Source organism: Dehalobacter sp. (assembly GCA_023667845.1).
Lineage (GTDB): Bacteria > Bacillota > Desulfitobacteriia > Desulfitobacteriales > Syntrophobotulaceae > Dehalobacter.
The window spans coordinates 1-26,862 of record JAMPIU010000110.1 but is presented as its reverse complement, the minus strand read 5'-3'; the positions used below and the strand labels follow the sequence as shown (position 1 = coordinate 26,862).

General features: G+C 42.7%; 28 protein-coding genes and 1 riboswitch. Of the genes, 25 read left to right on the top strand and 3 right to left on the bottom strand.

Annotated elements, in window-relative coordinates:
* On the top strand, positions 1–258 hold a 258-nt coding region (locus NC238_07875), incomplete at its 5' end, for a uroporphyrinogen decarboxylase (protein ID MCM1565857.1).
* Positions 259–274: 16 nt separating this feature from the next.
* Entirely contained in the window at positions 275–418 is a 144-nt protein-coding gene (locus tag NC238_07870; protein ID MCM1565856.1) for a hypothetical protein, read from the top strand.
* A gap of 201 nt (positions 419–619) precedes the next feature.
* Here the strand turns inward: NC238_07870 and NC238_07865 are convergent, their stop codons facing one another.
* Positions 620–925 carry a pyridoxamine 5'-phosphate oxidase family protein gene (locus NC238_07865; protein MCM1565855.1) on the bottom strand — a complete coding sequence of 102 codons (306 nt, stop codon included), beginning with the start codon at positions 923–925 and terminating at the stop codon, positions 620–622.
* A gap of 126 nt (positions 926–1,051) precedes the next feature.
* Here NC238_07865 and NC238_07860 point away from each other — a divergent pair, with 126 nt between their 5' ends.
* On the top strand, positions 1,052–1,408 hold the full coding sequence (locus NC238_07860; protein ID MCM1565854.1) for a helix-turn-helix transcriptional regulator: 357 nt from the start codon (positions 1,052–1,054) through the stop codon (positions 1,406–1,408).
* Between the two features lie 8 nt (positions 1,409–1,416).
* Here the strand turns inward: NC238_07860 and NC238_07855 are convergent, their stop codons facing one another.
* Positions 1,417–2,826: a DHA2 family efflux MFS transporter permease subunit gene (locus NC238_07855; GenBank protein ID MCM1565853.1), complete on the bottom strand. Its 1,410-nt coding sequence runs from the start codon at positions 2,824–2,826 to the stop codon at positions 1,417–1,419.
* A gap of 178 nt (positions 2,827–3,004) precedes the next feature.
* Between NC238_07855 and NC238_07850 the strand changes: the two genes are divergently transcribed.
* The 18 genes from NC238_07850 (at position 3,005) to NC238_07765 (ending at position 22,712) form a co-directional block, all read left to right on the top strand.
* Complete coding sequence (locus NC238_07850; GenBank protein ID MCM1565852.1) at positions 3,005–3,625, top strand: TetR/AcrR family transcriptional regulator; 621 nt, start codon at positions 3,005–3,007, stop codon at positions 3,623–3,625.
* Between the two features lie 324 nt (positions 3,626–3,949).
* The gene (locus NC238_07845; protein MCM1565851.1) at positions 3,950–5,503 is read left to right on the top strand and encodes a 4Fe-4S dicluster domain-containing protein; all 1,554 of its coding nucleotides are present in this window, start codon (positions 3,950–3,952) and stop codon (positions 5,501–5,503) included.
* A gap of 13 nt (positions 5,504–5,516) precedes the next feature.
* On the top strand, positions 5,517–5,822 hold the full coding sequence (locus NC238_07840; protein ID MCM1565850.1) for a dehalogenase: 306 nt from the start codon (positions 5,517–5,519) through the stop codon (positions 5,820–5,822).
* 474 nt (positions 5,823–6,296) lie between these two features.
* Entirely contained in the window at positions 6,297–7,286 is a 990-nt protein-coding gene (locus NC238_07835; GenBank protein MCM1565849.1) for a 4Fe-4S binding protein, read from the top strand.
* 324 nt (positions 7,287–7,610) lie between these two features.
* Complete coding sequence (locus tag NC238_07830) at positions 7,611–8,276, top strand: Crp/Fnr family transcriptional regulator (GenBank protein ID MCM1565848.1); 666 nt, start codon at positions 7,611–7,613, stop codon at positions 8,274–8,276.
* A 117-nt stretch (positions 8,277–8,393) separates the two neighbouring features.
* Complete coding sequence (locus NC238_07825; protein ID MCM1565847.1) at positions 8,394–8,594, top strand: zinc ribbon domain-containing protein; 201 nt, start codon at positions 8,394–8,396, stop codon at positions 8,592–8,594.
* A 58-nt stretch (positions 8,595–8,652) separates the two neighbouring features.
* A riboswitch (cobalamin riboswitch) is annotated at positions 8,653–8,833 on the top strand.
* A 113-nt stretch (positions 8,834–8,946) separates the two neighbouring features.
* Complete coding sequence (locus NC238_07820; protein MCM1565846.1) at positions 8,947–10,476, top strand: energy-coupling factor transporter ATPase; 1,530 nt, start codon at positions 8,947–8,949, stop codon at positions 10,474–10,476.
* Complete coding sequence (locus NC238_07815; GenBank protein ID MCM1565845.1) at positions 10,463–11,185, top strand: energy-coupling factor transporter transmembrane protein EcfT; 723 nt, start codon at positions 10,463–10,465, stop codon at positions 11,183–11,185. Before NC238_07820 ends, NC238_07815 begins: the two co-directional genes overlap by 14 nt.
* Positions 11,186–11,216: 31 nt before the next feature.
* On the top strand, positions 11,217–11,753 hold the full coding sequence (locus tag NC238_07810; GenBank protein ID MCM1565844.1) for a hypothetical protein: 537 nt from the start codon (positions 11,217–11,219) through the stop codon (positions 11,751–11,753).
* Positions 11,754–11,798: 45 nt separating this feature from the next.
* Positions 11,799–13,166 (top strand): UbiD family decarboxylase, encoded by a 1,368-nt coding sequence (locus NC238_07805; protein MCM1565843.1) that lies wholly within the window; start codon positions 11,799–11,801, stop codon positions 13,164–13,166.
* Positions 13,167–13,206: 40 nt separating this feature from the next.
* Positions 13,207–15,282 (top strand): hydantoinase/oxoprolinase family protein, encoded by a 2,076-nt coding sequence (locus NC238_07800; protein MCM1565842.1) that lies wholly within the window; start codon positions 13,207–13,209, stop codon positions 15,280–15,282.
* Positions 15,279–17,030, top strand: a complete 1,752-nt coding sequence (locus tag NC238_07795; protein ID MCM1565841.1) for a hydantoinase B/oxoprolinase family protein — start codon at positions 15,279–15,281, stop codon at positions 17,028–17,030. Before NC238_07800 ends, NC238_07795 begins: the two co-directional genes overlap by 4 nt.
* Before the next feature lie 54 nt (positions 17,031–17,084).
* On the top strand, positions 17,085–17,645 hold the full coding sequence (locus tag NC238_07790; GenBank protein MCM1565840.1) for a UbiX family flavin prenyltransferase: 561 nt from the start codon (positions 17,085–17,087) through the stop codon (positions 17,643–17,645).
* Positions 17,642–18,013 (top strand): hypothetical protein, encoded by a 372-nt coding sequence (locus tag NC238_07785; GenBank protein ID MCM1565839.1) that lies wholly within the window; start codon positions 17,642–17,644, stop codon positions 18,011–18,013. The genes NC238_07790 and NC238_07785 overlap by 4 nt, the downstream gene beginning before the upstream one ends.
* Before the next feature lie 7 nt (positions 18,014–18,020).
* The gene (locus NC238_07780) at positions 18,021–19,316 is read left to right on the top strand and encodes a DUF2284 domain-containing protein (GenBank protein MCM1565838.1); all 1,296 of its coding nucleotides are present in this window, start codon (positions 18,021–18,023) and stop codon (positions 19,314–19,316) included.
* A 108-nt stretch (positions 19,317–19,424) separates the two neighbouring features.
* Positions 19,425–20,909, top strand: a complete 1,485-nt coding sequence (locus NC238_07775) for an amino acid permease (GenBank protein MCM1565837.1) — start codon at positions 19,425–19,427, stop codon at positions 20,907–20,909.
* A 173-nt stretch (positions 20,910–21,082) separates the two neighbouring features.
* Positions 21,083–22,015, top strand: coding sequence for a S1 family peptidase (locus tag NC238_07770; GenBank protein ID MCM1565836.1), 933 nt, complete (start codon positions 21,083–21,085; stop codon positions 22,013–22,015).
* A gap of 370 nt (positions 22,016–22,385) precedes the next feature.
* Positions 22,386–22,712, top strand: coding sequence for a hypothetical protein (locus NC238_07765; GenBank protein MCM1565835.1), 327 nt, complete (start codon positions 22,386–22,388; stop codon positions 22,710–22,712).
* Between the two features lie 78 nt (positions 22,713–22,790).
* On the opposite strand, the gene NC238_07760 is transcribed toward NC238_07765, so the two are convergent.
* A complete protein-coding gene (locus NC238_07760) occupies positions 22,791–23,168 on the bottom strand; it encodes a ferritin-like domain-containing protein (GenBank protein MCM1565834.1) in 378 nt (125 codons plus the stop codon).
* 277 nt (positions 23,169–23,445) lie between these two features.
* Here NC238_07760 and fdhD point away from each other — a divergent pair, with 277 nt between their 5' ends.
* From fdhD to NC238_07740, 4 genes are all read left to right on the top strand, one after another.
* On the top strand, positions 23,446–24,276 hold the full coding sequence (gene fdhD, locus NC238_07755) for a formate dehydrogenase accessory sulfurtransferase FdhD (protein ID MCM1565833.1): 831 nt from the start codon (positions 23,446–23,448) through the stop codon (positions 24,274–24,276).
* Between the two features lie 204 nt (positions 24,277–24,480).
* Positions 24,481–24,768 (top strand): iron-containing alcohol dehydrogenase, encoded by a 288-nt coding sequence (locus tag NC238_07750; GenBank protein ID MCM1565832.1) that lies wholly within the window; start codon positions 24,481–24,483, stop codon positions 24,766–24,768.
* A complete protein-coding gene (locus NC238_07745) occupies positions 24,740–26,224 on the top strand; it encodes an HD-GYP domain-containing protein (GenBank protein MCM1565831.1) in 1,485 nt (494 codons plus the stop codon). The genes NC238_07750 and NC238_07745 overlap by 29 nt, the downstream gene beginning before the upstream one ends.
* A 349-nt stretch (positions 26,225–26,573) precedes the next feature.
* Positions 26,574–26,862 (top strand): hydroxylamine reductase (locus NC238_07740; protein ID MCM1565830.1); only part of this gene is annotated, 289 nt, incomplete at its 3' end.

The window sequence follows — 26,862 nt, the reverse complement described above, 5'->3', positions numbered from 1 at the left end:
TTCGAACATGGAGATCCTAAAGAACTTAAACAGAAGCTTGGAAATACCATGTGTATACTAGGGCTTTTTCCGGTAACGTTGTTACAATATGGTACGAAGGAAGAATGTATTACTAAAGCGAGAGAATTATTGGATGATCTGGCTCCTGGCGGAGGATATATTTTCTCTACTGATAAGGAACTTCTTTCGGCGGCTGACGGCAAGGCGGAAAACATTATTGCAGTAAACAAGTTTGTCATGGAGTACGGTATTTATTAATAGGAGGTGCCTCACGATGGAAGAACAATTGTTGATCTCTTGGAGTGATATCGTAAAAGAGCATCTGGAGCTCGCAGATAAAGATCCAGCAATGGGAATGAATTGGGATATTGGACAGGAAATGATTTTTGCATATGTAACTTTTCTTGCACTCTTTTAAAACAAAGACGATAAAGAAAGCATGGGTGCAAGAGTATAACTGTGCTGTGATGGTATAACCTTAACCATGAATAATGAAAGAATACCAAAAGATAATTTCACAAATTGCAGATTACTTACACAGCCTAAAGCCAGGAGAAAATCCTGGCTTTTTCATGGATTCGTGTTTTACATTCGTGTCAACTGGCGCTAGAAAGAAGGTCTATATCAGAGCATCAACTTCTGCTGGGGTGAAAATGAGCTGTTTATCCTTGACCTCAGCTGTCCCAGCGAGACGATAGCCTTTTGGTCCACCGTTCATTGTTGCTGCAACAACCCATGTATTTTTATTAGCTGCTAAATTCTGCTGTGTTACTTCCATTTTATAAATCCCGAAAACTACTGTATCGCCTACAACTTCGCCTTTGCCCGCAATGATTGGGTGAGGAATGCCATCTGTACTCAGCGTGACAAGGGAGAGGAAGGCCGAACCCTCAATGACTGCTTTGACCCCTTCATTAATAACCATCTCGCCATCTCCTTAGTATTTTTTTGATAGTCTTTACTTTAGTTTTGCTACCTAGTACAATATTACTACCTGGATTTTATTTTTCAAGTACGCAGAAAATGATGAGTAGGTAAGGAAAAACTGACTATGAAAAACGATCAAAACAACAGCGCATGCAGAAATAACTGCCCATGTATGGAGGATTGTCCATTAGGAAGTGCATTAAGGTTAATAGGCGGAAAATGGAAAGTGCCCATTTTATGCGCGCTTAATCAAGACGGGGTAACAAGGTATAATGAACTGAAACGCAAGATTAGAGGCATAACGAATACGATGTTGGCTAGCTCATTGAAGGAATTGGAAGAAGACGGTCTTATCTACCGTAAACAATATATGGAGATGCCGGTGAGGGTTGAATATGCATTGACGGATCTTTGCAGTGACCTGATGCCGATTCTAAAACAACTTGCACATTGGGGGATTCAGGTTCAGGAGTCCGAATAATATTGGCGCTATTGGGTACTTTTTTCTTCCGAGCGGGTTTCTTTGATAAAAAACGACAGAACCACGCCAACTATGCTGATGCAAGTCACTACCATAAAGGCCACGTTGACGCCGTGGATAGCCCCCTCCATGCCATACGCTTTAGGATTTAACGCGCTGTTCGTCATCACCGAGACAAGAACCGCCGTTCCAATGGCGCTTATCACTTGCCGCAGGGTATTATTCATTGCGGTCCCGTGCGGGATTAATTTTGCTGGTAACTGGTTTAATGCTGCGGTGGTGAGGGGCATCATCACCATAGCAAAGCCAATCATCGTGACTGAATTGACGACTGCCAGATAAGTAAATGATGTCTCCAAATGAAGATGTGTAAGCATAAAAATACTGACAGTCACTATCGACAGTCCGATGTTGGTAAGCAGCTTGACACCAATCTTGTCATATATTCGTCCTGTAATCGGCGACAAGACCCCCATGATGATGCCACCTGGCATCAAAATCAGACCAGACTCCAAAGCAGAATAGCCGTTCATATTTTGCATGTAAATTGGCAATATCGTCATTCCACCGATAAAGGCAACAGAAACAATGATGATAAGCGTCATTGCCAGCGTAAACATCTTTGATTGAAACACCCTGAATTCAAGCATCGGTTGATCTAACTTCAACTGACGGAAAATAAACCAGCCTGTCACAATGGCGGCGCCGATGATGGTGAAGATTACTTGATAGCTCCCCCAGCCGGTATTTCCCGCTATGCTAAACCCATACAGCAGACCGCCGAAGCCAAGCGTAGATAAAAGAATCGACAACACATCGACCTTTGGAGAAGTACATTCGGTTACGTTTTTTAATAAAAAATAGGCGGCGACCAAAACGGCAACAGCAATAGGTAAAACCATCTCAAATAAAACGCGCCATGAATAATGGTCGACGATCCAACCGGACAGCGTCGGTCCAATTGCCGGGGCAAAAGAAATCACCAGCCCATAAACCCCCATGGCGGTTCCTCGTTTTTCAAACGGGAAAATCACGAATAAAACGGTCTGCATAAGCGGCATCAAAATTCCGGCACCTGAGGCCTGAACCACTCGGCCTGCCAACAAAAAGAAGAAGTTTGGAGCCACGGCACAGATGAAGGTGCCCAATCCAAACAAAACCATAGCCGTAAAAAATAACGCTCGCGTTGTAAATTTTTGAATCAAAAACGCCGTAACCGGAATCATAATTCCATTAACAAGCATAAAAGCTGTGGTCAACCATTGTGCCGTATTGCTTGTAATATTCAAGTCCTTCATCAAATGGGGCAGTGCGGTAGAAATTAAAGTTTGATTTAAAGTCGCAATAAATGTTCCTGACATGAGGATGGCAACAATAACAACACTATTGACTTGTCGCGGAGACAGCTCTTTTTCCATAATAAAAATACCTCTTTATTCAAATATTCTGCGAGTTCATACCAAAGGTATTATTGCATTTATTGCAATATCCATTTGATTAAGTTAATATTAAACGGAGAACCTTCTCACTTATAATAAACGGAGATCTCTCCGCTTGTCAAGGTTCCTATTCTTGGATTTTAGGAGTGATGCGATAATGAATGACGAAAAAAGTTCACAGACGCGGACGGAACGCCGTGACGCGGCTAAGAATCGTCAACGCATATTGGATGCTGCTCTTAAGCTATTTGAGCAAAATGATGTTGAGCAAGTTAGTATGAATCAAATTGCCAAAGAAACAGGGATAGGATCTGGTACACTCTATCGCCGTTATAGCAACAAAAGTGAATTATGTCTTGATTTAATCAAAGACAACATTGGTCTTTTTTTTGAGGAGACAGAAGCTTACTTGGAAGAAAAACGGAAAGAGCCGCCGAGCAAGCGATTGAAGGGGGTACTCAGGCTATTTATCCAATTCAAAGAAAACAAAGCAAAATTACTTAAAGGTGTTGGGGACATTGCGCCAAAACGAAAATCTATAGATGGGAGTCCGCTGTATAACCAATTACACCAAATATTTGTCGATCTTTTCGAAGAGATAAATGAAAAAGAATTCCCGGTAACTAACAGTATATTTAGAGCTGACATGTTGCTCACAACTTTCGCAAGTGATTTTTACTTGTTCCAGAGAGAAGTACGCGGTTATTCGGCCGATATGCTTTTGGAACAGGTCTATATCATATTCGTTTCAGGTAATTCGGCCCACTTGAAGAAGTAAAAAAACGAGTTGAATTTGCCCTGGGGAATTAAAGGAAATATATTTTATAGGAGCATTAGTCTAAAAATAGTCTGATGCTCCTTTGTTTGCGTTAGATTTTTCTGAATATTCAAAAAAGTATTCGTTTAACATACACAAAAAGTTGGCTGCTATAAACTGAATACGAGCGCTCATGTTTATAATAAGGATCCAGATTTTAAGTAAAGGAGGAAAGGCAAAGACTAAGTCTAAAAAAACCAGACTTCATAGCGCAAATGTTTAGCATCTAAGGGACTTTTAACATTATCTTTTTTAATTTTCACAAATTGGAATGGAGTGAACAGGATGGAAAATAGCCCGTTAGAAAATGGCCAGGGAAATGGCTCCGTAGTAGACAAGTTTAAATCCGTTCAAATCAGCAGACGATCTTTATTTAAATTTGCCGGGCTTGCTGGGGGTGTAGCGGCACTCGGGGGAATTGCTGCCAGTAGCTTTGGTGATGCAAAGTCCATTGATACGATGATGGGATGGGAATCAGAACAAGGGGAAGTATATTTTAATCGTGAGCCGTTTAGAGTAGATAAGCCTGGTTATGAGATTAAAGGACCGGTCAATCGTGTGGATCAAGACGTAGATTCACCAACCTTTCGTCGTCTGTACTATCAAGAAGATGCTTTATTAAGCAAAAAAGGCGAAGAAAATTTAATGCCCAGATTGAAGGAATATTACGCAAAGCATCCTGATAAACTGGAAGGCGACAGAGCGTGGTTCACCAAACTTCTTCCAAACCTCGCTGAAGAAGAGAAAAAAATGAATAAGGATATGTGGGGAATTGCAACTGCATGGAACAAGGCTTGGACCAGCATGCTTGCTCCCTTAGTAGGGGACCCAAAAGAGTGGGACTTTAAGGGTGTAATCAAAGAACCATTAAAAGTTAAGGATCCAAAAGAAACAAGCAAACTCATTAAAAAAATGGCAGGCCTCTTTGGTGGGACTTTAGTGGGTATTACGAAAGTCAATCCGAGGTGGATCTTAGGCTGGGGTGGTGGCGTGGACCCCAGGATGCTTCCAATTTTAGCTGCGGTAGGAATTGATCCAATAACGCCAAGAGGGGTAAGAGGCGGTCCCATAGACATCCCCGATTGGTGGCAATATGCAATTGTCATTGCTGTACCCCATGAACCTAATTTGATAGAAGCAACACCGCTTTTTTACAGTCCGTTTGAGGCATATACGCGGTCAGGCCTTGCTGCAGCAAGACTTACGAATTTCATCAAAGCTTTGGGCTATCCTGCCAGATATAACGGAAACCCAATTATAGGGTGGGATGAACTTTTACCCACTCCGTTAGCAATTGATGCCGGATTAGGGGAGATGGGAAGGCCTGGCATATTGGTTACACCCGAATTTGGACCCTCGGTAAAATTGGCTGTTGTACTGACAAATCTTCCTATGGAGCCGGATCGGCCAATCAACATGGGCTTAAAGGATTTCTGCGACAAGTGTGGTATTTGCGCGGAAAAATGTCCTGGTGGCTCTATTCCAAGCGGACAACCCGAACTGCAGGACGATGGCGTGGTACGTTGGATGTCAGACAGAGAAAAATGTCAGAACTATTATGCCTCTGTTCCCGTCAGACATATGTGCGGTGTTTGTTATTCTGTGTGTCCGTGGCGCAGATATGACAATGCGTTGCATAAGTATAGCCGTGAATTGGCTGTAAGAGATCGAACCGGAATAGCACATCAAATCATGTTATGGGGGCAAAAGAGCTTTTATCCAAGTCCGTCAAAAGACGATTATAATGCTCCGACGTGGGCGACTTATAAAGACGTGCCTTGGTGGATGAGAACGGATATGTTCTTTGACGGGATACCGGAAGGCATCTTTAAGAAATAGGAGGGAATAGCGGATGAGCCTTTATTCGTTCATTGCAGGAATGGGAACAGCGGTGGCTGTGTATTGGTTGTATTCATGGTCGAAGCAACGTGGTCAAAGCTTAAATTGGTGGAAATGGTTAGTCGTTTGTGCGTGGGTTTTATTACTCTTTTTAACGGATATATTTATTTTCACTAGTCTCGGTGAAAATGAGTCTCGTGCTGCTTTAATGGGCGGAGTCTTTTTGACTGCAATCACTGTAATTTCAGGAGTCGGGATCTGGCGTTGGTTTTTTACTGTACCGAAAGCAAAAATAGCTGATAATGCATCTAAAATGTAATTACTTTTGTTCTCAGTTTTAAGGTAAGGCTGAATGGTTTGCTGCCCAGAGAGAAAACAAAAAAATAATCGCTGGGCAGTCAAACCGTTTGTCGTAAAAGCGTGGTTGGCAGTTTGAGGAAATTTGAGGGACATTCTTATAGCCGGATCTAACAAGACTTGGAACTACATGCACTATGTTTCAATTGAGGCGAGAAGTGCTGAGAAAGGCGCGTAGTGCGGATATAACAAACGATGGTATACCGGGAGATGTGTAATTTTGTCTAAAGTTCATTTAAAAAGACTGTTCTTATTTATGTTTTTTGGATCTTTAATGATCGCATTATTGTTTAGTTTTAAGGGCAGACAGATGGATGTCCAGCAATTCTTACCCTCAATGCTGAGCAATACTCAGGAGTTTAAAGCGATTGAGACTCACCCACTGACCTATGCAGGCTATAAGAATATCAACGGTCAGGATACGCTGCAGGGGTACGTGGTTTTTGGTCAAGGGAACGGCTATGGCGGTCCTGTATCTGTTTTAACGGCTACAGACCCCAACGGTAACATTTTAAAAGTTCGGGTTGTAGGGTATGCTACGGAAACACCATCCTATATTCATTCAGTTTTGAGTGGGGATTTTCTAAAACAATTTGCAGGTAAATCTGTAGATGAACCGTTAGAAATTGGTCAGGATATCGACAAAGTGACCAGCGCTACGCTTTCATCAAGAGGGATTACCAATGCAGTCCGTCAGGCTAGTCATGGGTTGGGTAAAAACCAACTTGCTTTGAATATTTCTGAGCCTTCCGAGAATATTAATTTGGGGATCAAAGAAATAGGCTTGGCTTTATTAATATTTGCAACGATTATAGGAGTGCGTTTAAAAATCAATAAGCTACGATGGTTAGTTATTATATGCAGTATATTTTTTACTGGTTTCTGGTTTAACTGTTCAATTTCACTTGCGAACATTGCTAGCGGATTAATGGGATTCTTCCCGGCTTTTAAACAAAATCTTTTTTGGTATATTTTAATCGTCGGGATTCCATTAATTATTTTCTTAAGCGGGAAGAACCTATACTGTTATTGGTTATGTCCTTTTGGAGGGATTCAGGAAATACTGGCAAAAATCGGAGGCGGAAAACTAAAATGTAATCATCATGTAGCAACATGGCTGCAAAAAATAAAATACATGTTAGTTTGGATCGTGCTGATTTTAAGCTTTTGCTTTAAATCACCGAGTATAGGAGGCAGTTATGAGCCTTTTGGAGTCCTGTTCGGATTTCAAGGGGTGAGTGTGCAATGGATACTGCTCAGTATTATCCTGGTTGTATCGCTGTTTATTAGAAGATTTTGGTGTTTATATTTTTGTCCGGTCGGGGTGATCAATGAAATCATCATTAAAGCAAGACGGTTTGTAAATTCCCTTTTCCAAAAGAAACAGGAACAAGGTATTCTAACGAATAAAGGAAGGTCACTATGAGGCACCTTGGCTCTAAGGAAATATTTTTCTGTACTTTGACAGCGATCATCTTATTTTTAGTTATAATCTTAGTATTTAGCAACATAAAACAACTTTTATAACCATTCACCAGCGTCGAATTAAATTGACGCTCGTCGTTAGATGTTTATTATCTGTATACTGTATCCACAAAGAAGAAAAATAATATATAATCAAGGTAAGGGTAGTTCTGTCTGCCCATATCTCTAATTATCAGGAGATTTAGGCAGGACAAGGAAACAACATAATTACATTTTCACATATTAATTAGTCTAAGTATAAGGCTAAGTACAAGGGAGTGTAATCATGAGTGATAATGATCTACCATGGCTGAAACACACAAAATTATTCCGGTCGCCAATAGATGGATGGAAGAAAGTTTTTGCGGATAGAGAAAGATTGTTATATCCCAAAGGAAGCATTATTATTAAACAAGGCATTACGCTTGAGAAGCTATTATATATTTTTACAGGGACGGTTGAATATTCGAAAGTTGACGAAGAAGGCAATGAGGTTCTCATTGATGTCTTGGGTGCAAATAATTTATTTATGATTGCGCCATTGTTTACCGGTATTCCCCCTCTCGGTTCATTTACGGCTGTTGAAGACACGGTAGCAGCTGCAATTTCAATTCAGGAAATGAAAAGTTTGATGAAGTCTAATTTTACGCTTACTGAAGAGTTACTCTACGACCTTTCAATGAAAAGTAATAACCACATAAGCCGGCTGCAAAAACATTACACTTACAAGGTAGACCATAGAATTATCGAAACTTTGTGTGCACTTGCAGATCAACAAGGGATGCAACTGTTTATCAATCAACAAGATTTGGCTGAACTTGCAGATACAACAAGAGTAACGGTGTCAAAATTATTTCGCGACTTAAAATCTGAGAACATTATACGGCCAATATATGGAGGGATCATTATACAGGATTATAGCCGCCTAAAAAACTGGCAGAAACATATTTAAAGATCTGTAATTAAGACCAGCTAGTATTTTCTCCTGATGTCATACGGATATAATGTTAGGGACTCAATGAATTTATTATTGATTTAATGAAGAAAAAATATTTTAGGAGGTTATTGAATGCCAACTTATGACTTTATTTGCGAAAAGTGTGGTCACAAGTTTTCTGTTTTTTGTAGTGTTAGTTCAAGAGACAAACAAATATGTCCGCAGTGCGCTGATGATAAAATAAGTCAGCGGTTTACAACGGTTAATGCCTATGGAGTTAAAGGTGGTAAAGCCTGTTCATCTGGGAAATGTAGTCCTGGCTGCAAATGTTAAAATCTGCACCATCTTTTCTCTTGACTTTTCTCCAATTTCATTTAGAATAAGACGTAATAATCATACATTCTTTTTTGGTGTCTCTTATCGAGAAGAATAGGGAATCAGGTGCAATTCCTGGACGGACCCGCCGCTGTAAATAGCTGTGATGACTGTACGATGCCACTGAGAAATCGGGAAGGCACAGAAATCGGTTAAAGCTATGAGTCAGAAGACCTGCCAATGAAGATATCAACATGAAGCAATGGTAAAGTTTCAGTTTGAGAGTTAGTATCTCTCAAAACTGGAACTTTTTTATTTTGTATGCATGTAGTTTACATAGTTTAGATTTTTATATGGAGGCTTTCATCCGATGGAACCTGCGGTACAGCTTAAAATAGAATCTCTTGTATTTCCGCCTGAGACAAAGAAAGTGTTAAAAGATATCGACTTAACCATCAATCAAGGAGATTTCATCGCCATTACTGGGGAAGCCGCATCGGGAAAATCGATGTTACTCCATAGTATCACCGGGGCGGCGTCTCAATTTTTTAACGGGCAGCTAAACGGTACCATTAGGGTCATGGGGCAAGACATCCATGCAATCCCCTTGGCAAAAATGTGTGATTATATCGGCTATATGATGCAGGAACCGCAAAATCAAATGGTCAGTATCACGGTAGAGGAAGAAGTGGCTTTCGGGATTGCCAATATGGAACTTCCTTGGGATGAAATGAAGAACAGAGTCAAAAAAACTTTACAATTTGTTGGACTAGAGGGTTTTGAACAAAGAAAGACGGATGGACTGTCCGGCGGCCAAGCCCAAAGAGTGGTATTGGCAAGTGTTCTCGCGATGGAAACGCCCATTCTTGTTTTAGATCAGCCCACCGCAGAATTAGACGGAAAAGGAAAACGGGATCTTTATTCCTATATCAGCTATTTAAATAAAGAAAAGGGAATTACCGTGATTATGGTGATGGACCGGGCCTGCGATATTCTTCCCTATACCAATCGTATTCTTATTATGGCTGAAGGAACAATCAGAGAAGAATGCAGCCCTGGTGACTATCAGAAACGCTTCAATCAAACAAGACCAACCCAAAATATGACGGCGGCAAATGAAAAGTTAAATGAGAAATTGAATGAAAAATCGAATGAAAAATTGATGGAAGTAAAAGATCTGGCCTTTACCTATAAAGGTTGTTTCAAAGGCTGTGAAAATATGAATTTAGATATTAATTACGGTGATTTTATTGGGGTGATTGGACTCAATGGTTCAGGGAAAACGACGTTGCTGAAATTAATGGAAGGTTTGCTTATCCCGGATACGGGTGCGATTCGAATCTTTGGCAAACCCCTGACCAAGAGGAACTTAGCAACGATACGCAGTCAAATAGGTTTCCTATTTCAAAACCCCGATCTTCAAATCTTTGCAAACACAGTAAAAGACGAGGCGGCATTTATTTTAAGAACAAGAAAACTGCCGGAAGAGGAAATTGCAGAGAAAGTAAATGGGATTTTAGACAAAGTCGGGCTATTGGCATTCGCTGATGTCCACCCGCACAGGCTTAGCCGCTGCCAGCGTCAAAAGCTGGCAATTGCCTCTGTTTTGGTAGGAGGCCCCGAGATTATCATGGCTGATGAACCGACCTCAGGTTTAGATGAAGAACAGAGCGCCCTGATCATGGAGCTGCTCTCTGCATTTCAGCAGCAAGGTAAAACGGTTATTCTCGTTACCCATGATCTGGGTTTGGCCAAACAATATGCCAATCGTATTGTGGCAATGCACAAGCACCGTCTGGCATTGGATATTCCGGCCCAAGAGATTGGTTCTTATGAAAAGACCCTTAAAGACATGGGGTTAGATTTCCAGAAGGAAGGAGTTGCTTATGGCTTTCATTGAAAAAATTGATCCGCGTACGAAGTTGGTATGGTGTTTAACACTCATTCTTACAGCTTTGCTTTCACAGAATCTGAGCCTGGAAATCGGGATTATTGCCTTGGTAATCATTGCGGATTGTATTTTTACCAACCATTTAAAAAAATATAAAATACTGTTGCCAGTAATGCTTATAGTAGCCTCGCAGATTCTTGTTATACAGTTATTGTTCTGCCGGGAGGGCGACCTTCTCTGGAAGTGGAGTATTCTGTCTGTTTATACAGGCTCAATTCCGGCCGCTGCTTTGGGTATTTCCCGCACGGCTGCTGTGACCTTGGCCGCTGTGCAATTTATGACCTGGACTTCAGCCACAGATGCGGCTTTAATGCTTATAGCATGGGGTGTTCCTTATCGCTATGCCATGTTGGTCGTTATGACAAAACGTTTTTTTCCTCTGATGCAAAAGGAGTATCTGGCAATTTCAGAGAGCCAATCGGTTCGGGGTTATCCCTCGGAAGGGATTAAAGATAGAATAAAAAATCTTCCGTTAACGTTTATGCCATTGCTCTATCGCACAGTCCGGCATACTTCAGATATCGCTCTTTCGATGGAATTAAAAGGCTATGGCCGAAGCAAGCAGCGAACCTTTGGCAAACAATTGCATTTAAAAAGCTGGGAAATGATCAGTATGATGGTTTGTACCCTATTCTTTATCACCGTTAATTTTATTTAAAATTAAAAAATATTATTTTTAGGAGGACATTATGAAAAACAAGTTTTTCAGAACCGACACCAAAGCGCTCGTAGGATCCATTCTCTTAGGTATTGTCTTTGTCATAGCCTGTCAGGCGACAGGGTTTATTGACAACCTTCTTCCCACAGGCAAAGCAGGCATGTACTTAATTAACGGTACGGTCTGGGCTTCCTTTACAGCCCTTATTGTTCTGCTTTATAAACAGCCTGCCGGAATCATTGCCGGGGAAGTTGAAGCTATTATTTCCATTTGGTACAGTCCGCTGTGGATTGCTTTTATCTTTGCGAATGCTATCGGGTCGCTTGCCGTATCCTTTGTGGCGGCCAAATATTCTATGGAAAAATGGGGGCACCACATTTTCGCTCAATTCCTTTGTAATGTTTTGGGGAATGCCGTTGTTTGTATCGGATTAATTTATATTTACCAGTTACCTGTTAAGGTTGCCGTTGTTGAAGCCTTGATTACCATTGCAGTCTGCTGGCCTCTTTCCACAATCATCACAAAATTGGTGTATGACAGCATTAAAAAATCAGGTTTAGCCCAGTAAAGAATCATTCGCGGGAGACAATGCAGTAAGAAAAGAGGTTAGGATATGAGCCAAGACTTAAGAGATTTTTTGAAGCAGCTGGAACGAGATGGTGAAGTGAAGCATGTCACGGAAGAAGTTAAAAGAGCGTATGAAATCAGTACCCTCGTTATGGAATTGGAGAAAGAACACCGTTATCCCGTTATGGTTTTCGATAAAGTAGAAAACAGTGCATTTCCTGTGGTGACCAGTATCTTAAGCACCAGAGAGCGGTTTAGCAAAGGCCTGGGTGTCGAAGCGTCTAAAGTTTCTGAGACCTATGCCCAGCGTATCAAAAAACGGATCGAAGAGGTCAAAGTTATTGAGAACCCTCCTTTTGCTGAGCATTGTATTACCGGTGATGATATTGATCTCTATAAGCTTCCGATTCCGACCCACTTTCCGATTGACGCCGGGCCCTACGTGACCTCCGGACTGTGTGTTGCCAAAGACCCTGTAAGTGGTGTGGAAACCTTAGGTTTCCACCGCATGCAGTTAAAAAACAAGAACACCTTAGGGATTTCACTCCATTCCCGTCAAAGGCTCTGGGAATATTTCCGAAGAAGCGAAGAAAAAGGACAGAGCCTGGAAGCCGCCATCGTGATTGGTGTTCATCCCAATATTGCCTTGGGATCGATGGCCCTCGTCCCATATGACCAGGGGAAATATGGTGCGATTGCCGGACTTTTCGGTGAACCATTAGAGGTTGCACCTTGCGCAACGGTCAATTTGCAGGTTCCGGCCTATGCGGAAATTGTCCTGGAAGGTGAAATATTGGCAGACGTACGGGAACAGGAAGGTCCTTTCGCAGAATTTACCAACTACGCTTGCTATCGCAGTACGGAAAATGTCTTTAAAGTCAAAGCCATCCGCTACCGGCAAAACGCTTTTTATCATGATTTAACGCCTGGGATGAGCAGTGAGCATATCACGGTTGTGGCCATTCAGAGAGAAGGCGATGTTTTGAACGCTTTACATCAGACCTTGCCGAATATTAAAGCAGTTCATGCACCTTTTTCCGCCTGCGGACTTTTTCATTGCTATATTTCGATGAAAAAAATTGCCGAAGGTCAGCCAATGCAAGCGATTTACGCCGCTTTGGCTGTCGACCACAATATTAAAATGGTCATTGTGGTGGATGAAGATGTTGACGTCTTTAACGAAGAGGAAGTCCTATGGGCACTTGCCACTCGGTTACAAGCGGATAAAGGTGTTTCCATTTTGCCGCAGCACCTGGGAATGGGTGTGACCCTTGACCCCTCGACGGATGAACTGAGCCGTACTTCTAAAATGGGGATTGATGCCACAAAACCGTTAAGCGGCTTTGCTCCTAAAATCGAGATGAACGATGACGTCAAAAAAGCAGTGCAGCGGCTTCTTAAATATGCCAGATAAGGGATGCGTATTTTAAATATACCGATTAAAGGATGAGCATATGATTAAAATTGCCATTGATACAGGAGGTACATTTACCGACTACACTGCGGTAGGGATGTTTCAAAACAGTGAACCCAAAACGGTCTTTGTCAAAAATCTCACGGATCATAACCATCTTGCCCAGGGGATGATCGCTGGCTTAAAAAAATTAGCAGATGCCTGGCATACGGATTTAGAGACACTCCTCTCAGAAACGGAACAAATCATTCACGGCACCACCTTAGCTTTAAACGCCCTTTTAGAAAAAAAAGGCGCGGTTACTGCACTTTTTACCACGGAGGGGTTCCGTGATGCGCTGGAGATACGCCGTTCTCAGCTTGAAAATCAATGGGATCTGCGAGCGGAAACGCCGGATGTACTGGTTCCGCGCAGACTGCGCTTAGGTATTGCGCAGCGTATGGACTACAAAGGGGACATCCTTAAAGTGCTGGATGAACAAGCTGTCCGAAATGCTTGTCTGAAATGCAAGGCATACGGTGTACAGAGCATTGCGGTTTGCTACCTTTTTTCTTTTCTAAATCCGGAACATGAAAAAAGAACGGCAGAAATTATTCGAGAAGAACTACCCGGCGTTTTCGTGGCGCTCTCTTCGGACGTAGCGCCAAAAATCAGAGAGTATGAAAGAACTTCCACGACGGTTCTCAATGCTTATCTGACGCCGGTTCTTCAAGATTATCTCCGCACCGTCAAAAAAGAATTGGCTCAATATGGTTGGGGCAAACCAATTCATATGATGATGAACAGCGGTGGCTTAAGCGATACGGATGCGATGTCCAGTTTCGCTGTCAAAACCCTTTTTTCGGGACCTGCCGGCGGTGCCTGCGGCAATGAAGCCATCGGGAAAATGACAGAAAAGCCCTATACGGTGTTGGCAGATATGGGGGGGACCAGTTTTGATGTGCATGTGGCAGACAGTAAAAATCAGCTGATTCCCCAATCGAAGATCGCTGGCTATCCGTTATCGATTCCGACCATTGACATCACTTCCATTGGAACCGGCGGGGGTAGTATTGCCCGTCTGGATGAAAGCGGAAGATTGTTGGTGGGACCGGATTCCGCCGGATCAGTTCCAGGCCCTGCCTGTTACGGTTTAGGCGGGACCGAGCCTACGGTTACGGATGCTTTGGTTGTTTTGGGACTGATCGATGAAGATAGTTTCCTCGGTGGTCAAATGGGCCTTAATAAGAAGCTGGCTGAAAAAGTGATTCACGACAAAGTTGCTGCGCCGCTGGATATCTCTGTGGCAGAAGGGGCCAATATCATTTACCGGATTGCTACTGAGATGATGGCTGATGCGGTGCGTCTTGTCACAATCCAAAAAGGCAATGACCCCAGAAAATTCTCCTTGATCGGCGCGGGAGGAGCTTTTCCGTTGTTTGCAGCCAACATGATGGATGCGCTGCATATGAAAGAAGTCTTATTTCCGGTCACCGGTCCTGTCTTTTGTGCATGGGGTATGTTAGGGGCAACCCGTCGTTGTGATTTCACGCGAAGTTTCTTTATGGAAAAGGGACAATGGGACCCATCGAAGATTAACGTGGTTATTACCGACATGAAAAGAGAAGGAAAAGCGGAGCTCGGGCGTTTGGGAGTACCAGAAAATGAGCAGAATTTCCGACTTACCCTGGAAATGCGTTACATCGGACAGCACCATGAAATAGCAATACCCTGGCAGGGAACGTTTACCTCAGAGAGCCGGGATGCTTTAGAAATCGCCTTCAATCGTACCCACGAAAGCATCTATGAATATGTTGAAACAGACAAGGAATGGGAAATCATTAATATCCATCTGGCTTGTCTGGAACGGGAGAAGGAAAACACACGCTTTCCGTTCCCTGAGAATGACATTCTCTTAGCGAATAGGACAGTGGCAGGGAATCCCTTCGGACAAACGGGTGAAATCTCCGTCCCTGTCTACCACGCCGGTGATTTAACCGGCAATGGTACAAAAAGTATCAACGGCCCGGCTCTGATCAATTTTGACTACACCACGGTTTTGATTCCCGCTGGCTTTGCAGGCAAATCGGTTAAGAACGGTGTTTTATCTATAACAAAAGAAGGTGCAGAAGCATGACAAGGACAACGACGGAAGATATGATTAACCGCACCGTTATCGCCAATCGTCTCGATAGTATCACCAAAGAAATGGGACTCGCCTTGGAGCATTCCGCCCATTCCCCGATCTTCGCCGAAGCCTGTGACTTTGCTTGTTGTATTTGTGATCGAGACGGTCAATTGGTCTCTCAGTTAAGCGGTATTCCGATTTTGGCGACAGCAGGCTCCTTCAGCGTCAAATCTGTTTTGCGGAAATATCCGGATAGCATCACAAACGGTGATGTTTTTATCATCAATGATCCCTATGACGGTGGAAATCACCTGCCTGATATCGGAATCATTACCCCTGTCTTTTTTGAGGACAATTTAATGTTTTTCTGTGTCAGCCGCGCCCATCACGGGGATATCGGAGGTTCCACCGCGGGCAGCTATAATCCCAAGGCAACCGAAATATTTCAGGAAGGAATTCGGATTCCCCCGACAAAACTAATGCGCAACAACGAATTCATGGGTGAAATTTTAGATCTGATTTTAATCAATACCCGTAATCCCAACATGCTCAAAAGCGACCTCTTAGCCCAGATCGGCGCCAACAAAGTTGCTGCGAAGCGCATCCTGGAGATGGTGGAAGCTTATACGCCAGCTGTCGTGAACAAAGCCATTGCCGAAACCCTGGAACAAACCGAGATGCTCACGAAGAAGCGGATACGAGAGATTCCTGACGGTATTTACCGGGCGACCGAATACATTGATGATGACGGTTTTCAAGAAGAACCTGTTAAAATTGAGATTGCAGTGAAAGTAGAAGGCGAACGTCTTTTGGTTGATTTCGCAGGGACAGATCCGCAGGTCAAAGGCTTTATCAATACTTCAGTGGTCACAGCGACGACTGCTTCAGGTATTGCGGTACTTTGGTTTTTAGGCGACGATATTCCCAGAAATGATGGTGCCTTCCGCTGCATCGATGTCCATTTGCCTAAAGGATCTTTAGTAAATCCTTATGAACCGGCACCCATGACGCTTTGCACTTTAACTCCGGCCAGTGAAATGATCGGCGCCATTTTTCAGGCACTGAATCAAGCAGTCCCCGGAAGGGTTCCTGCGGGATATACGCGCTATGCAGGCCCTTCTTATTATGGCACCGATCCGAGGAATAACCGCTATTACGTTGGGTTTTCGTTTTGCTCGACCGGAAGCGGCGGCGCCATGCAAGGAAGAGACGGAAAATCCTATATGTCGCCCATGTCTAATTTCGGTGGTGTCAAAACGCCGGATATTGAATCCAACGAAATTCAATATCCGCACATCACCCTTTATCATGAAATGGAAACGGATACGGCCGGCGCCGGAGAATATCGCGGCGGAGCAGGGATGAAATATGCGTTTGAGCTATACGATGAAGGCAGCCATATCGTGAATTTTGGGGATGGGATGAAATTTGCGCCTTACGGTTTAAATGGCGGAAACCAAGGGAGTTTAAATAAAGGTTTTTTTGTTCATCAGGGGGAATCGGTCGTTATGGCAAGTAAAGAAGCGCCAAGACGTGTTGCCAAAGGTGATCAGGTCATTCTGAGTTCCTGCGGCGGCGGCGGATGGGGCAAACCGCTGGACCGCCCGGTAGAAAAGGTATATGCGGATGTTTTGGATGAGATTATCTCCATCAAAACGGCTAAAGAAATTTATGGTGTTGTCATAACTGAAACGGGAATTGATTATGATAAAACGAATCAATTCAGAAACAGTAAAAATGGGAATAAAAGAGTGTAAGAAAAAATAAGGCGACAAAAACAAGGATAAGGATAAGGTAAGGACTGATAAGTAATGAAAATTCTTGTTGCAATAACCGGTGCCACCGGGGTGATCTACGGCGTACGTCTATTGGAAGTCCTCAAAGAGACAGAGCATCATGTTTCGCTGATCATGAGCGGGTGGGCCAAAGAAACGCTCTCGCTGGAAACGGATTATGCTGTGGGTTACGTCCAATCTTTAGCAGACAAAGTATACGACCATAACGACTTAGCTGCCGCCGTTGCCAGCGGTTCTTACGGGATCGAGGCGACCATTGTCGCGCCTTGCAGTATGAAGACTCTGTCCGGGATTGCGAATGGCTACAGCGATAATCTGATTGTCCGCGCTTCCGACGTGGCCTTGAAAGAGCGGCGTCCTCTCTTATTGATGGTCAGAGAGACACCGCTTTCGTCCATTCATCTGAAAAATATGACGACCGTAACAGAAGCGGGCGGCATACTCATCCCGCCCGTACCGGCTTTTTACCACCGGCCCAAAACCATTGACGATATTGTAAATCAAAGTGTCGGCAAGGTGTTGGATTTGTTGAGAGTTCCTCATAATCTCTATGAAAGATGGAGAAGTGACCAATGAAAATAACCATCGGACAAGACAAGCTTGCCCTGTCCTACGAGATATCCATCATAGGACACGACATTCTAATTACCGTTACCGGAGGGAAACAACATATCGGCAGTGCAGCGGTCGGAAACTGCGGCACGGTTACAAAGTATGCCGTAGAAGGCCACCGTGATGACGTCCTGGCCGGAACTCTGGCACAGGATGTTTCCAAGCTTTTTAACTGCATTTGCTTGGTAGCTGCAGGATTTCATCAAGACAATATGACCAAAGAAGAAATTGAGATTGTGTTGCTAAATCATCAGCAGGGAATCCAAAAAGTGATTACGTATTTGAAAGAGAACTATGCAAAGAGAACCGATGGCAAAATAATTAAAGGATGATACCGGCATGAACAAAATTGATTATCAAAACAATGACTATGACTTTTTATTGAAGGTCAAAGCGGAACAGCAAACAGCAGCGATTCTTCAGAAGGCGATGGCATGTGATATTTTTACCGCGATTGAAGAAGGTAAATCTTTCGGTGATCTGACCAATTGCCTTCATCTCGATGAGAAAGGAACGTTTCTTTTCCTCGACGTTTTAGACAAAATGGGTCTAATCATTAGGAAAGAAGGCTATCTGTGCAATGCCCCCGTCAGCGCAAAATATCTTACGGCAACAAGTCCTTTTTTTAGCCTGGACGCTTTAAAAAGCGGTAAAATCAGCGGCATCTTTATCGCGGAAAAACTTTTGCCCATGTTAGCATCTTTTAGGGGGAATGTCCTCTTTGAGGGATTTTCTGCTGATATTTTTTCTCCGTTAATTCAAAAGTTTATGTTGGAGCAATGTAAAGAAATTTCTTTTGATGATCAATCGCCTTATGAGCTGATTATCACAGGCGAAAATTACGAAAAACACGCGGAAAGCATTATCCATAACGGAATTATTGGTGTCATGGGGGCGTTTTCCGGGGAATACTCTTTAAACACTGCGATGAACTTATATCATAATTACCTTAATGAGAATGACCTTCAACAAAAAGACAGCTCTATGTTTTCGGTAAACATCCTTTCAGAGAAAGATGTGGCTGCATTTTTTACGAAAAAGCAGATGCATCAGACACCTTTATTACCCCTCACCCGTGATATTTCGGTGATTTTTGCATCCAAGAATAAGCACAAATTAGAGGAGCTGGCCATAACAAAAGAAGCGCAAATCTACGCAAGATTAAAAAGACTGCCCATTCAGTCCATCACGATGATCAATCCTCAGGATGTTGTTACGGCCCACTGGGCAAAAGATCATTGCCGTTACGGATGCTCCAGCTATGGGGAAAAGTGCTGTCCGCCAAATAGCCCTTCCTATGAGGAAACGAGGGTGAAATTAGACGGCTATACCAAAGCTTTTCTGATTGAAGGCCAGCCGCCGACAAGTGATTTTCAAAAACTAATGCTGAATGCAGAGAAATTAGCTTTTAAACATGGATTCTACAAAGCATTCTCTTTTTGGGCAGGACCATGCCATATTTGCAGCGAGTGCAAACCGCCAGCATCGCCCAAGAAGTGTACAGTGACCCGTCCCTCTATGGAAAGCGCCGGTATTGATGTTTTTGCCACTGTTTCTAAGCAAGGCTTTACAATGCGAACCTTAAAAGATAAACAGGAATTCGTTAAATACTTTGGACTGTTACTTCTGGAATAAATGATAGGTTTCTTTAGCTGGATTGAATTGTTATCTCCAAACAGAATGTATTTGTGATTTTGAGAAATAATAATGGAAATCACAAACCTGAATATGGAGAATACAATAATGAAGAAAAAACATAAGGGATTATCTGTTTGGCAGCTTACAATGATGGCTTTGGGAACAGTAATCGGAGGCTCCTTTTTTTTGGGCTCATCGGTAGCGATTAATGCTGCAGGACCTTCAATTATCGTTTCCTTTATTCTTGGCGGAGTCATCGTTTATTTTATCCTTTTTGCATTGTCGGAAATGACGGTTGCAAATCCTGATGTCGGCTCCTTTCGTACTTTTGCAGCCCAAACCTTTGGGAAAGGAACCGGTTTTGTAGTTGGTTGGGTATATTGGGCTGGGATGGTTTTGGCTATGTCCAGTGAGGCTACTGCTGTATCGATCCTGATGCGCGAATGGGTTCCCAATATATCCATAGCCGGATTGGGAAGCTTAATTATTGTAAGCGTCACGCTGCTAAATTTATTGGGAGCTGATAAATTAAGTAAGCTCGAGAGTGGTCTGGCTGCCGTTAAGCTATTAGCCCTGGCTTCGTTTATTATCATCGCCTTACTTTTAATCATGGGATTATTTTCGACTGTTTCCCAAATAGGTGTCGGAGAATTAGTCAGGGAACCTTTGATGCCGGCGGGAATAAAAGGGATAGCAGGGAGTATGCTTATCGTCATATTTTCCTATGCGGGTTTTGAAATCATCGGACTGGCTGCTTCGGAAGCTGACAATCCAACAAAAACGATTCCCAAAGCAATTTCCCATACAGTATTAATTCTAGTAGGATTTTATATTGTCTCTATTGCTGTGCTGCTTCCGTTAATCCCGACCTCCAGTCTGAGTGAAAAATTCAGTCCCATGGTAGCTGCGCTTGATAGATGGGGAATCAGCTGGGCGGGCAACGCCATTAACTTTGTACTCATAACAGCGATACTTTCTACCATGTTGGCAGCGATGTTTGGTCTGGGCAGAATGATGCGTTCTCTTGCCGAAGAAGGCCAGGCACCCAGGTGGTTAAAGGACCGGAGAAACGTCCCGTATCGGGGAATACTGATTTCTGGTTTAGCCATGCTTGCGGGATTGGGCATTGGTCTTATGCTCCCAAGTGTGTACTTATTTTTGATAAGCTCTGGTGGGTTTGCTTTGTTATTTACGTATGCGGTAATTATGGCGACTCACTTACGCTTTCGAAAAAAATATGGGTGTCCGCCATCAGGGAAGTGTCAGATGCCTTTATACCCTTATTCTAGCTGGATTGTTTTTCTGAGTCTGATCATGATTATCATCAGTATGCCATTTATCTCCGGGCAGGGAACAGGACTTATTGCCGGGATAATCATGATTGCTGTGTTTTATGTCCTCTATATGTTTCTAACTAGGATCAATAAACTACAAACAAATAACGCTAATAGAGCCAATAATAAACGATTAAACAATAATACCTGTAAAACGAAACTATCCGTCGAATTCTCCAGAGATTTAATAGAAAAAGTGGATTCTCAGGCAGACAGAAAGCAAGAATGCCAGCCAAGAAAGGACGAATTACCTTAAACAATGAGCATTCCAAAACTGCTACAGCGCTAGCGAATAGTGAAGAGATTTCCATGGAAAGCATTTTAGCCTCTGCCTAAGCTTGTCACACTATAATTTAGCCTCCCATACTATATAGCAAAATATGGTTAACTAATTGGTAAGCGCCGATTAGGGGAGGTTAAGAGCTTAAGATGAATAAATATCTTAGTCAAAAAGCAATTGATTATCTTCTTTCGCTAAACAATGTGGTGGGAATCGGCTACGGACTAAAAGAGGTCAAAGGAAAACTGACTGATCAAAAGGCGATTGTCGTAATGGTAAGTCGGAAAGTAACGCAAACGGAGTTAATCAGACGACATGTTGTTCTAAAATCTATTGAAGGATTTGTTACCGATGTTATCGAGGTCGGGAAGGTCTCTGCTCATAGAATTCAGGAAGAAGGGCCAATTGGGGAAGCTGAAGATAATGTATCCCGCAAATCCAGCTGGCGGCCCGCGCCAGGAGGGGTAAGCATCGGCCACTATAAGATTACAGCCGGAACTCTTGGAGTTGTGGTTTATGACAATTTTACAGGCAAAAAACTGATTTTATCCAACAATCATGTCTTGGCCAATTCAACGAATGGTAAAGACAAACGAGCTAAAAAAGGTGATCCAATCCTTCAGCCCGGACCACTGGATGGCGGGACCAAGAGAAATGATAAAATTGCTAAACTTTACAGGTATGTTCCATTAAAAGACAACGGTTTCAATGTTGTTGATGCTGCTGTAGCGAAACCACTTAGACAAGGCCTCGTAGTTCCGGAAATTCTTGGCATTGGTACTGTCCAGGGTAAAACGCTGCCGCAATTAGGAATGCTGGTGAAAAAATCCGGACGTACGACGGGTTTGACCAGTGGTATCGTTCAAGTAATAGACGCCATTATTGATGTGGATTATGACGGACGGATTCTTAAATTTAAGAATCAAATTATGGTTACTGCCTTTGATCAAGGCGGGGATAGCGGTTCATTGGTCCTCAATGAGTTTAACTGGGCCGTCGGTTTATTATTTGCCGGGTCGGATACTTTCACTTTTGTAAATCCTATTGATCCAGTCTTAGATTTATTGGGTGTACACTTGTAAGCCAGTCTTAGATTTATTGGGTGTACACTTGTAAGCCAGTCTTAGATTTATTGGGTGTACACTTGTAAGCCAGTCTTAGATTTATTGGGTGTACACTTGTAAGCCAGTCTTAGATTTATTGGGTGTACACTTGTAAGCCAGTCGCAAGATTGGCTTTTTTATGACCCAAAAGCACTAAAGCAAAGCAAGGATTGTCATAGTTTGGCAGGATATGACATTCTTTCTAAAGGAATTTCTCGATCCAGCGTGTAATACTCATATTTGCTTTCAATATATTGGATCATTATACCTCTCGATTTTTTTCAGTTCTGCCGTGACCCTTTATTATATACCAATGAATATACAGACCATCCTGAGTGGAGTGGGGAGTATGGCTTTCCCGGTCATGATCGGAGTTTTAATCTGGATTTTTCCCGAGAAGCTCGTGAGCTTCATGGTTGAGCCCGTGAAGGAGAAAAAGGAGGACATGATGTCCCCTGCCTTTGATCTTGACAGTGCTCAAATCATTGTACTGACGACAGCCGGTCTGATCTTGCTCGTCAATGCCATTTCTTCGCTGATTTCAGCTTTAACCGTTTATGCAGTTTTGTCGGACCTTCCTACCAGCAGTGCTTGGCATGAAATTATCAGCCAGCTGGTGAACTCGGCCATCCAGATTATTGATTATTCTGGGGTTATGGCTTGTATTTGGCGGTAAAGGGCTGGTAAATATCATAAAGAAGATTCGGACTGCAGGTGTTAAGTGAAATAAGATTCCTGCCTAAAAATAAGGAATTTAGCGGCAGGCCTCTAGTTCCTGAACTTTATTTAAAAACCAGGCCGTGTGCAGATCTTCGTCAACTAGATTGGCCCACAGGACAGAAAACAACGTATGATCTTTTCCGATTTTTAAAATCAAGTCTTTATAATCACTCATTGCTTTTCTCTCCAGAAGAATATCGGCTTTTAGCAGGGAAACTATTCCAAACGCAGCAGTGATATTCCCGGCGGTCTTTCCCAGGAGCGGGGAAATAATATCCCCTAAAATGGTCGGTTCGCTACCGTATTTCCGTATTTGGGCGGCAATGTTATCGACATGCTGCTGTTCAATATAAGATGACCGTTCCAATACTTTGCTGATATAGATATCTTCGACCAATTTACTTTGCGCCATATAAAGATCAACCTGGTTCAGTTCCAGGCTGTAAAACCAGTTGAGCTTTGCGATGATTCCGTCAGTATCCAGATTTTATTCCACCACCTGACTGCCTCAATGTCTTGATGTTCGTACTGAAAGAAGTCTTTCATAAGTCTATTCTATTATTGATAAAATGCCTTGCAAATATACTGAAATCTATTCGGATTGATCATGAATCATGCCCCATTAATTTCAGTAAATCTTATTTTAGTGGTAAAATAAAATGGCAATATTACTGCTAGGAGGGTAAACAATGAATGCTGCTGACGAAGGAATCGTCTACGAAGAATTTGAGGTAGTAGAAATCCAAAGAGAAAATGATGCCATTGTGATGAAAGAAGCGGTGAGAAAGGTCATCGCCGAAGTGTCCCTTAAAATGATAGTCAATGGACAGGAGCTTGTTTCCGTTCTCTGTCTGAACCGGCACCACGAGGAGTTGGCCCTGGGTTTTCTATATAATGAGGGTGTTATTGGTTCTTATGAAGATATTGAAAGCATCGAATACAATGAGAAAATGCTGGCAGTGCTGATTGAACTTAGAGAAGGAATCGTCATTGACAGACGCGAAAGTCTGAGAAGCATCACTTCCGGCTGTGGCAAGTGTTATACCTACATTAATCCGCTGAAAAAGACGCAGTACGCCGTCAGCACGAACAAATCCACTTTTTCCGCAGGAAATATCTTGACAATCATGGATAAGTTCATTGAGCAGTCTGAGATCTTTCATACGATTGGCGGCGTCCACAGTGTCTTATTTTACGCTGACGGATTTGAAGTGCTAAATGAAGACATTGGCCGGCACAACTGCTTCGATAAAATGACAGGAATACTGATGAAGGCAAACAAGATGGAGCTAGCCGCAAATGGCATGGTTTTTATCAGCGGCAGACTTACTTCGGAAATGCTCATGAAAATGATCAGGCTTGGAGCACCCGTGGTAGTTTCCAAATCGACGCCCACAACAGCGACCATCAGGCTTGCCCGGGAACATAACATTACACTTCTCGGCTATGTCAGAGGAGGCAAAGGTACTGTTTATGCCTGCCCGGAAAGGCTGGCTGACACCTCCGATAGCCAAATCTAATGCCCCGCATATTTTGAAAAAATTTGTCGAATAGTAGGAATTTCTTAACTTATGTAGAAATAGTATACAAATCCTTTGAAATGACAGAATGTTTAGATTATTGAGATATTCTGATAAGGTAAAAATAGTTGAATTGTAACCATCAAAGTCCCCTATGTTGTTTTTGATGACGTTACTGAGAACCCCAAAGACTATGAAGCGGCGTTGGGGAGCAAAGCCTTTCTGGATCGGGATTGTGATCTCATTATCGCTATCGGCGGCGGTAGTGTCATGGATTGCGCGAAGTGCATCAGCATACTGGTAGCCAACGGCGGAAATATTCTGGATCATGAAGGTGTCGATGAAGTCAATTTGCCGGGACCGCCGCTGATTTGTATCCCGAGTACGGCTGGAACGGCAGCAGATGTATCTCAGTTTGCCATTAACCCAAAAAAACTCACGAAGCAAGAGGTTAAAGCAATTTATGAAAGAATATTACAATGCTTTAAATGAGGGAAAAATAACAAGGCAAGCCATCATTGGTCTCGGGGAAAATTCGATTCGCAAAAATTACTATCCCGAGCTGAAGGAAAAGTTATTGGATCTTGAGCATATTAATATTCGGAACAAAGCTTTGATGGCCGCGATTCAGGACATTATGCTGGTCAGCGATTCAGATGGCCATATTTCGCCATTTGCCGTCTCCAATAAAAAGGACGATCCTTTAACACTAGAGATCTTAAGGAATAACGAAATTGTTCGGAGATTACAGGAGGCAATTTATCAGGTTGTTCAGAAACGGGAGATGGTCACCTGTGATTTTAGGTTAAAGTACCAGGGACGGGACTACTATTTTGAATCGCGAATTCACATCTCAGAGATTAATGAAATCTTAATACTGGTTCGGGATATGACCGAAAGAACCCTAATGGAAATGCAGTTAAGGGAGATGGCGGAAAGAGAAAGCCTGACAAAGCTATATAAACGGCACTGTTTAATCAACAAACTGGCTGAATTCCGTGGAAAAGGCTTCGAAAAGCTCACCGTGCTGCTCTTTGATATTGATGGGTTGAAAATTATTAATGATACTTTTGGAAATCTGAAAGGGGATGAAGTGATTGTATCCGTAGCCCGGATTATTCATGACCACTTCAGATTGATTGGGTATATCGCCCGTATTGGCGGAGATGAATTTTGCGTGATTGTCGAGGGACTCTCCAGCCAGGAGATTGAGCAGCAACTTAAACAGATGAATAAAATGCTGCATAAATATAATGAACAAACAGATGCATTGAAGATCTCGCTGTCTTCGGGCTATTCTTTCCATAAGACAGGTATTGTCAATACAGAATGGATGTTTCAGGAAGCAAATAACAACATGTATCAAAATAAATTATTGAAGGAATCCAGCAACCGGAACGATTTGGTCAAGACCCTGATGAGAGCGCTGGAAGCGAAGGACTATATTACCGAGGGCCATGCGGAACGGATGGGTGAGCTTGCAACCCAAATGGGTGTAGCGCTGCGGCTGCCTCAAAGTAAACTCGACCGGATCAGGTTGCTTACCAAATTTCACGATATCGGTAAAGTGGGAATTCCAGATAGGATCCTGTGTAAACCTTCCAAGCTGAACGAGGAGGAGTGGAAGGTCATGAAAACGCATTGCGGGATCGGGGAAAGAATTGCGGCCGAATCCTCAGAATTAAAGAGTATTGCACACCTGATTCTGAAACACCATGAAAGGTGGGACGGAAAAGGTTATCCTTTAGGATTGAAAGCAGGGGAGATACCGATCGAATGCAGAATTTTAAGTATTGTTGATACCTTTGATGCGATGACAAATGACCGGCCGTATCGTGAAGCACTGTCTGAAGCTGAGGCAATCAAGGAAATCGTATCATGTTCCCGAACGCAGTTTGATCCGAATTTGGTTCTCTTGTTCAAAGAGATTATTGAGAAATCATCATAAACATCGAGTAATACGCATCACCCTTTCTTCCGTCATACCATCTTAGCAATACCCACGATCCTCCGAACATATTGCCATTGATTCCATGAATTAGACAAGCGTATTGCGTATATATAATTCACAATATTCACACAATTATCCACAATTAATTTGCTATCAATTTCAACGATGATTCCATAATTCAAAGAGAGAATACAACTGCGGATATGGCGGATTAAGTATTATCAGAATATTAAGAAAATGGCATCTGATTTTTGTAACCTTGGATACCGATTTCTGGCAGTTTTTTACGTATGATTAAAAAAATAAGACCACGATTAAAAACAAAATATAGAGGAGGTAAATTTGTATGTCTCAAATGTTCTGTTTTCAATGTGAACAAACTGCCGGCGGAAAAGGATGCACGAACGCAGGGGTCTGCGGAAAGAAACCGGAAGTGGCTAATAAGCATGATGAGCTTACTTGTACTCTGATTGGATTGGCCAGAGCGGCATCCGGTCAGAAAACTGCACCGGAAACAGATGCTTTGGTGATGCAGAGCCTGTTTGCCACAGTGACCAATGTTAATTTTGATCCTCAAGATTTTGATGCCTTCATACAAAAGGTAACTGAAGAGAAAAACAAACTTGGCGGGGCGG

What these genes read in the sequence shown, in the direction of transcription:
- NC238_07785 (MCM1565839.1), top strand. Translation starts at nt 17,642, where the DNA reads ATGAAAATAACCATCGGACAAGACAAGCTTGCCCTGTCCTACGAGATA.
- NC238_07825 (MCM1565847.1), top strand. Translation starts at nt 8,394, where the DNA reads ATGCCAACTTATGACTTTATTTGCGAAAAGTGTGGTCACAAGTTTTCT.
- NC238_07855 (MCM1565853.1), bottom strand. Translation starts at nt 2,826, where the DNA reads ATGGAAAAAGAGCTGTCTCCGCGACAAGTCAATAGTGTTGTTATTGTT.
- NC238_07865 (MCM1565855.1), bottom strand. Translation starts at nt 925, where the DNA reads ATGGTTATTAATGAAGGGGTCAAAGCAGTCATTGAGGGTTCGGCCTTC.
- NC238_07800 (MCM1565842.1), top strand. Translation starts at nt 13,207, where the DNA reads ATGATTAAAATTGCCATTGATACAGGAGGTACATTTACCGACTACACT.
- fdhD (MCM1565833.1), top strand. Translation starts at nt 23,446, where the DNA reads ATGAATGCTGCTGACGAAGGAATCGTCTACGAAGAATTTGAGGTAGTA.
- NC238_07850 (MCM1565852.1), top strand. Translation starts at nt 3,005, where the DNA reads ATGAATGACGAAAAAAGTTCACAGACGCGGACGGAACGCCGTGACGCG.
- NC238_07870 (MCM1565856.1), top strand. Translation starts at nt 275, where the DNA reads ATGGAAGAACAATTGTTGATCTCTTGGAGTGATATCGTAAAAGAGCAT.
- NC238_07830 (MCM1565848.1), top strand. Translation starts at nt 7,611, where the DNA reads ATGAGTGATAATGATCTACCATGGCTGAAACACACAAAATTATTCCGG.
- NC238_07815 (MCM1565845.1), top strand. Translation starts at nt 10,463, where the DNA reads ATGGCTTTCATTGAAAAAATTGATCCGCGTACGAAGTTGGTATGGTGT.
- NC238_07745 (MCM1565831.1), top strand. Translation starts at nt 24,740, where the DNA reads ATGAAAGAATATTACAATGCTTTAAATGAGGGAAAAATAACAAGGCAA.
- NC238_07810 (MCM1565844.1), top strand. Translation starts at nt 11,217, where the DNA reads ATGAAAAACAAGTTTTTCAGAACCGACACCAAAGCGCTCGTAGGATCC.
- NC238_07760 (MCM1565834.1), bottom strand. Translation starts at nt 23,168, where the DNA reads ATGGCGCAAAGTAAATTGGTCGAAGATATCTATATCAGCAAAGTATTG.
- NC238_07840 (MCM1565850.1), top strand. Translation starts at nt 5,517, where the DNA reads ATGAGCCTTTATTCGTTCATTGCAGGAATGGGAACAGCGGTGGCTGTG.
- NC238_07770 (MCM1565836.1), top strand. Translation starts at nt 21,083, where the DNA reads ATGAATAAATATCTTAGTCAAAAAGCAATTGATTATCTTCTTTCGCTA.
- NC238_07775 (MCM1565837.1), top strand. Translation starts at nt 19,425, where the DNA reads ATGAAGAAAAAACATAAGGGATTATCTGTTTGGCAGCTTACAATGATG.
- NC238_07765 (MCM1565835.1), top strand. Translation starts at nt 22,386, where the DNA reads ATGGCTTTCCCGGTCATGATCGGAGTTTTAATCTGGATTTTTCCCGAG.
- NC238_07845 (MCM1565851.1), top strand. Translation starts at nt 3,950, where the DNA reads ATGGAAAATAGCCCGTTAGAAAATGGCCAGGGAAATGGCTCCGTAGTA.
- NC238_07820 (MCM1565846.1), top strand. Translation starts at nt 8,947, where the DNA reads ATGGAACCTGCGGTACAGCTTAAAATAGAATCTCTTGTATTTCCGCCT.
- NC238_07780 (MCM1565838.1), top strand. Translation starts at nt 18,021, where the DNA reads ATGAACAAAATTGATTATCAAAACAATGACTATGACTTTTTATTGAAG.
- NC238_07860 (MCM1565854.1), top strand. Translation starts at nt 1,052, where the DNA reads ATGAAAAACGATCAAAACAACAGCGCATGCAGAAATAACTGCCCATGT.
- NC238_07805 (MCM1565843.1), top strand. Translation starts at nt 11,799, where the DNA reads ATGAGCCAAGACTTAAGAGATTTTTTGAAGCAGCTGGAACGAGATGGT.
- NC238_07790 (MCM1565840.1), top strand. Translation starts at nt 17,085, where the DNA reads ATGAAAATTCTTGTTGCAATAACCGGTGCCACCGGGGTGATCTACGGC.
- NC238_07795 (MCM1565841.1), top strand. Translation starts at nt 15,279, where the DNA reads ATGACAAGGACAACGACGGAAGATATGATTAACCGCACCGTTATCGCC.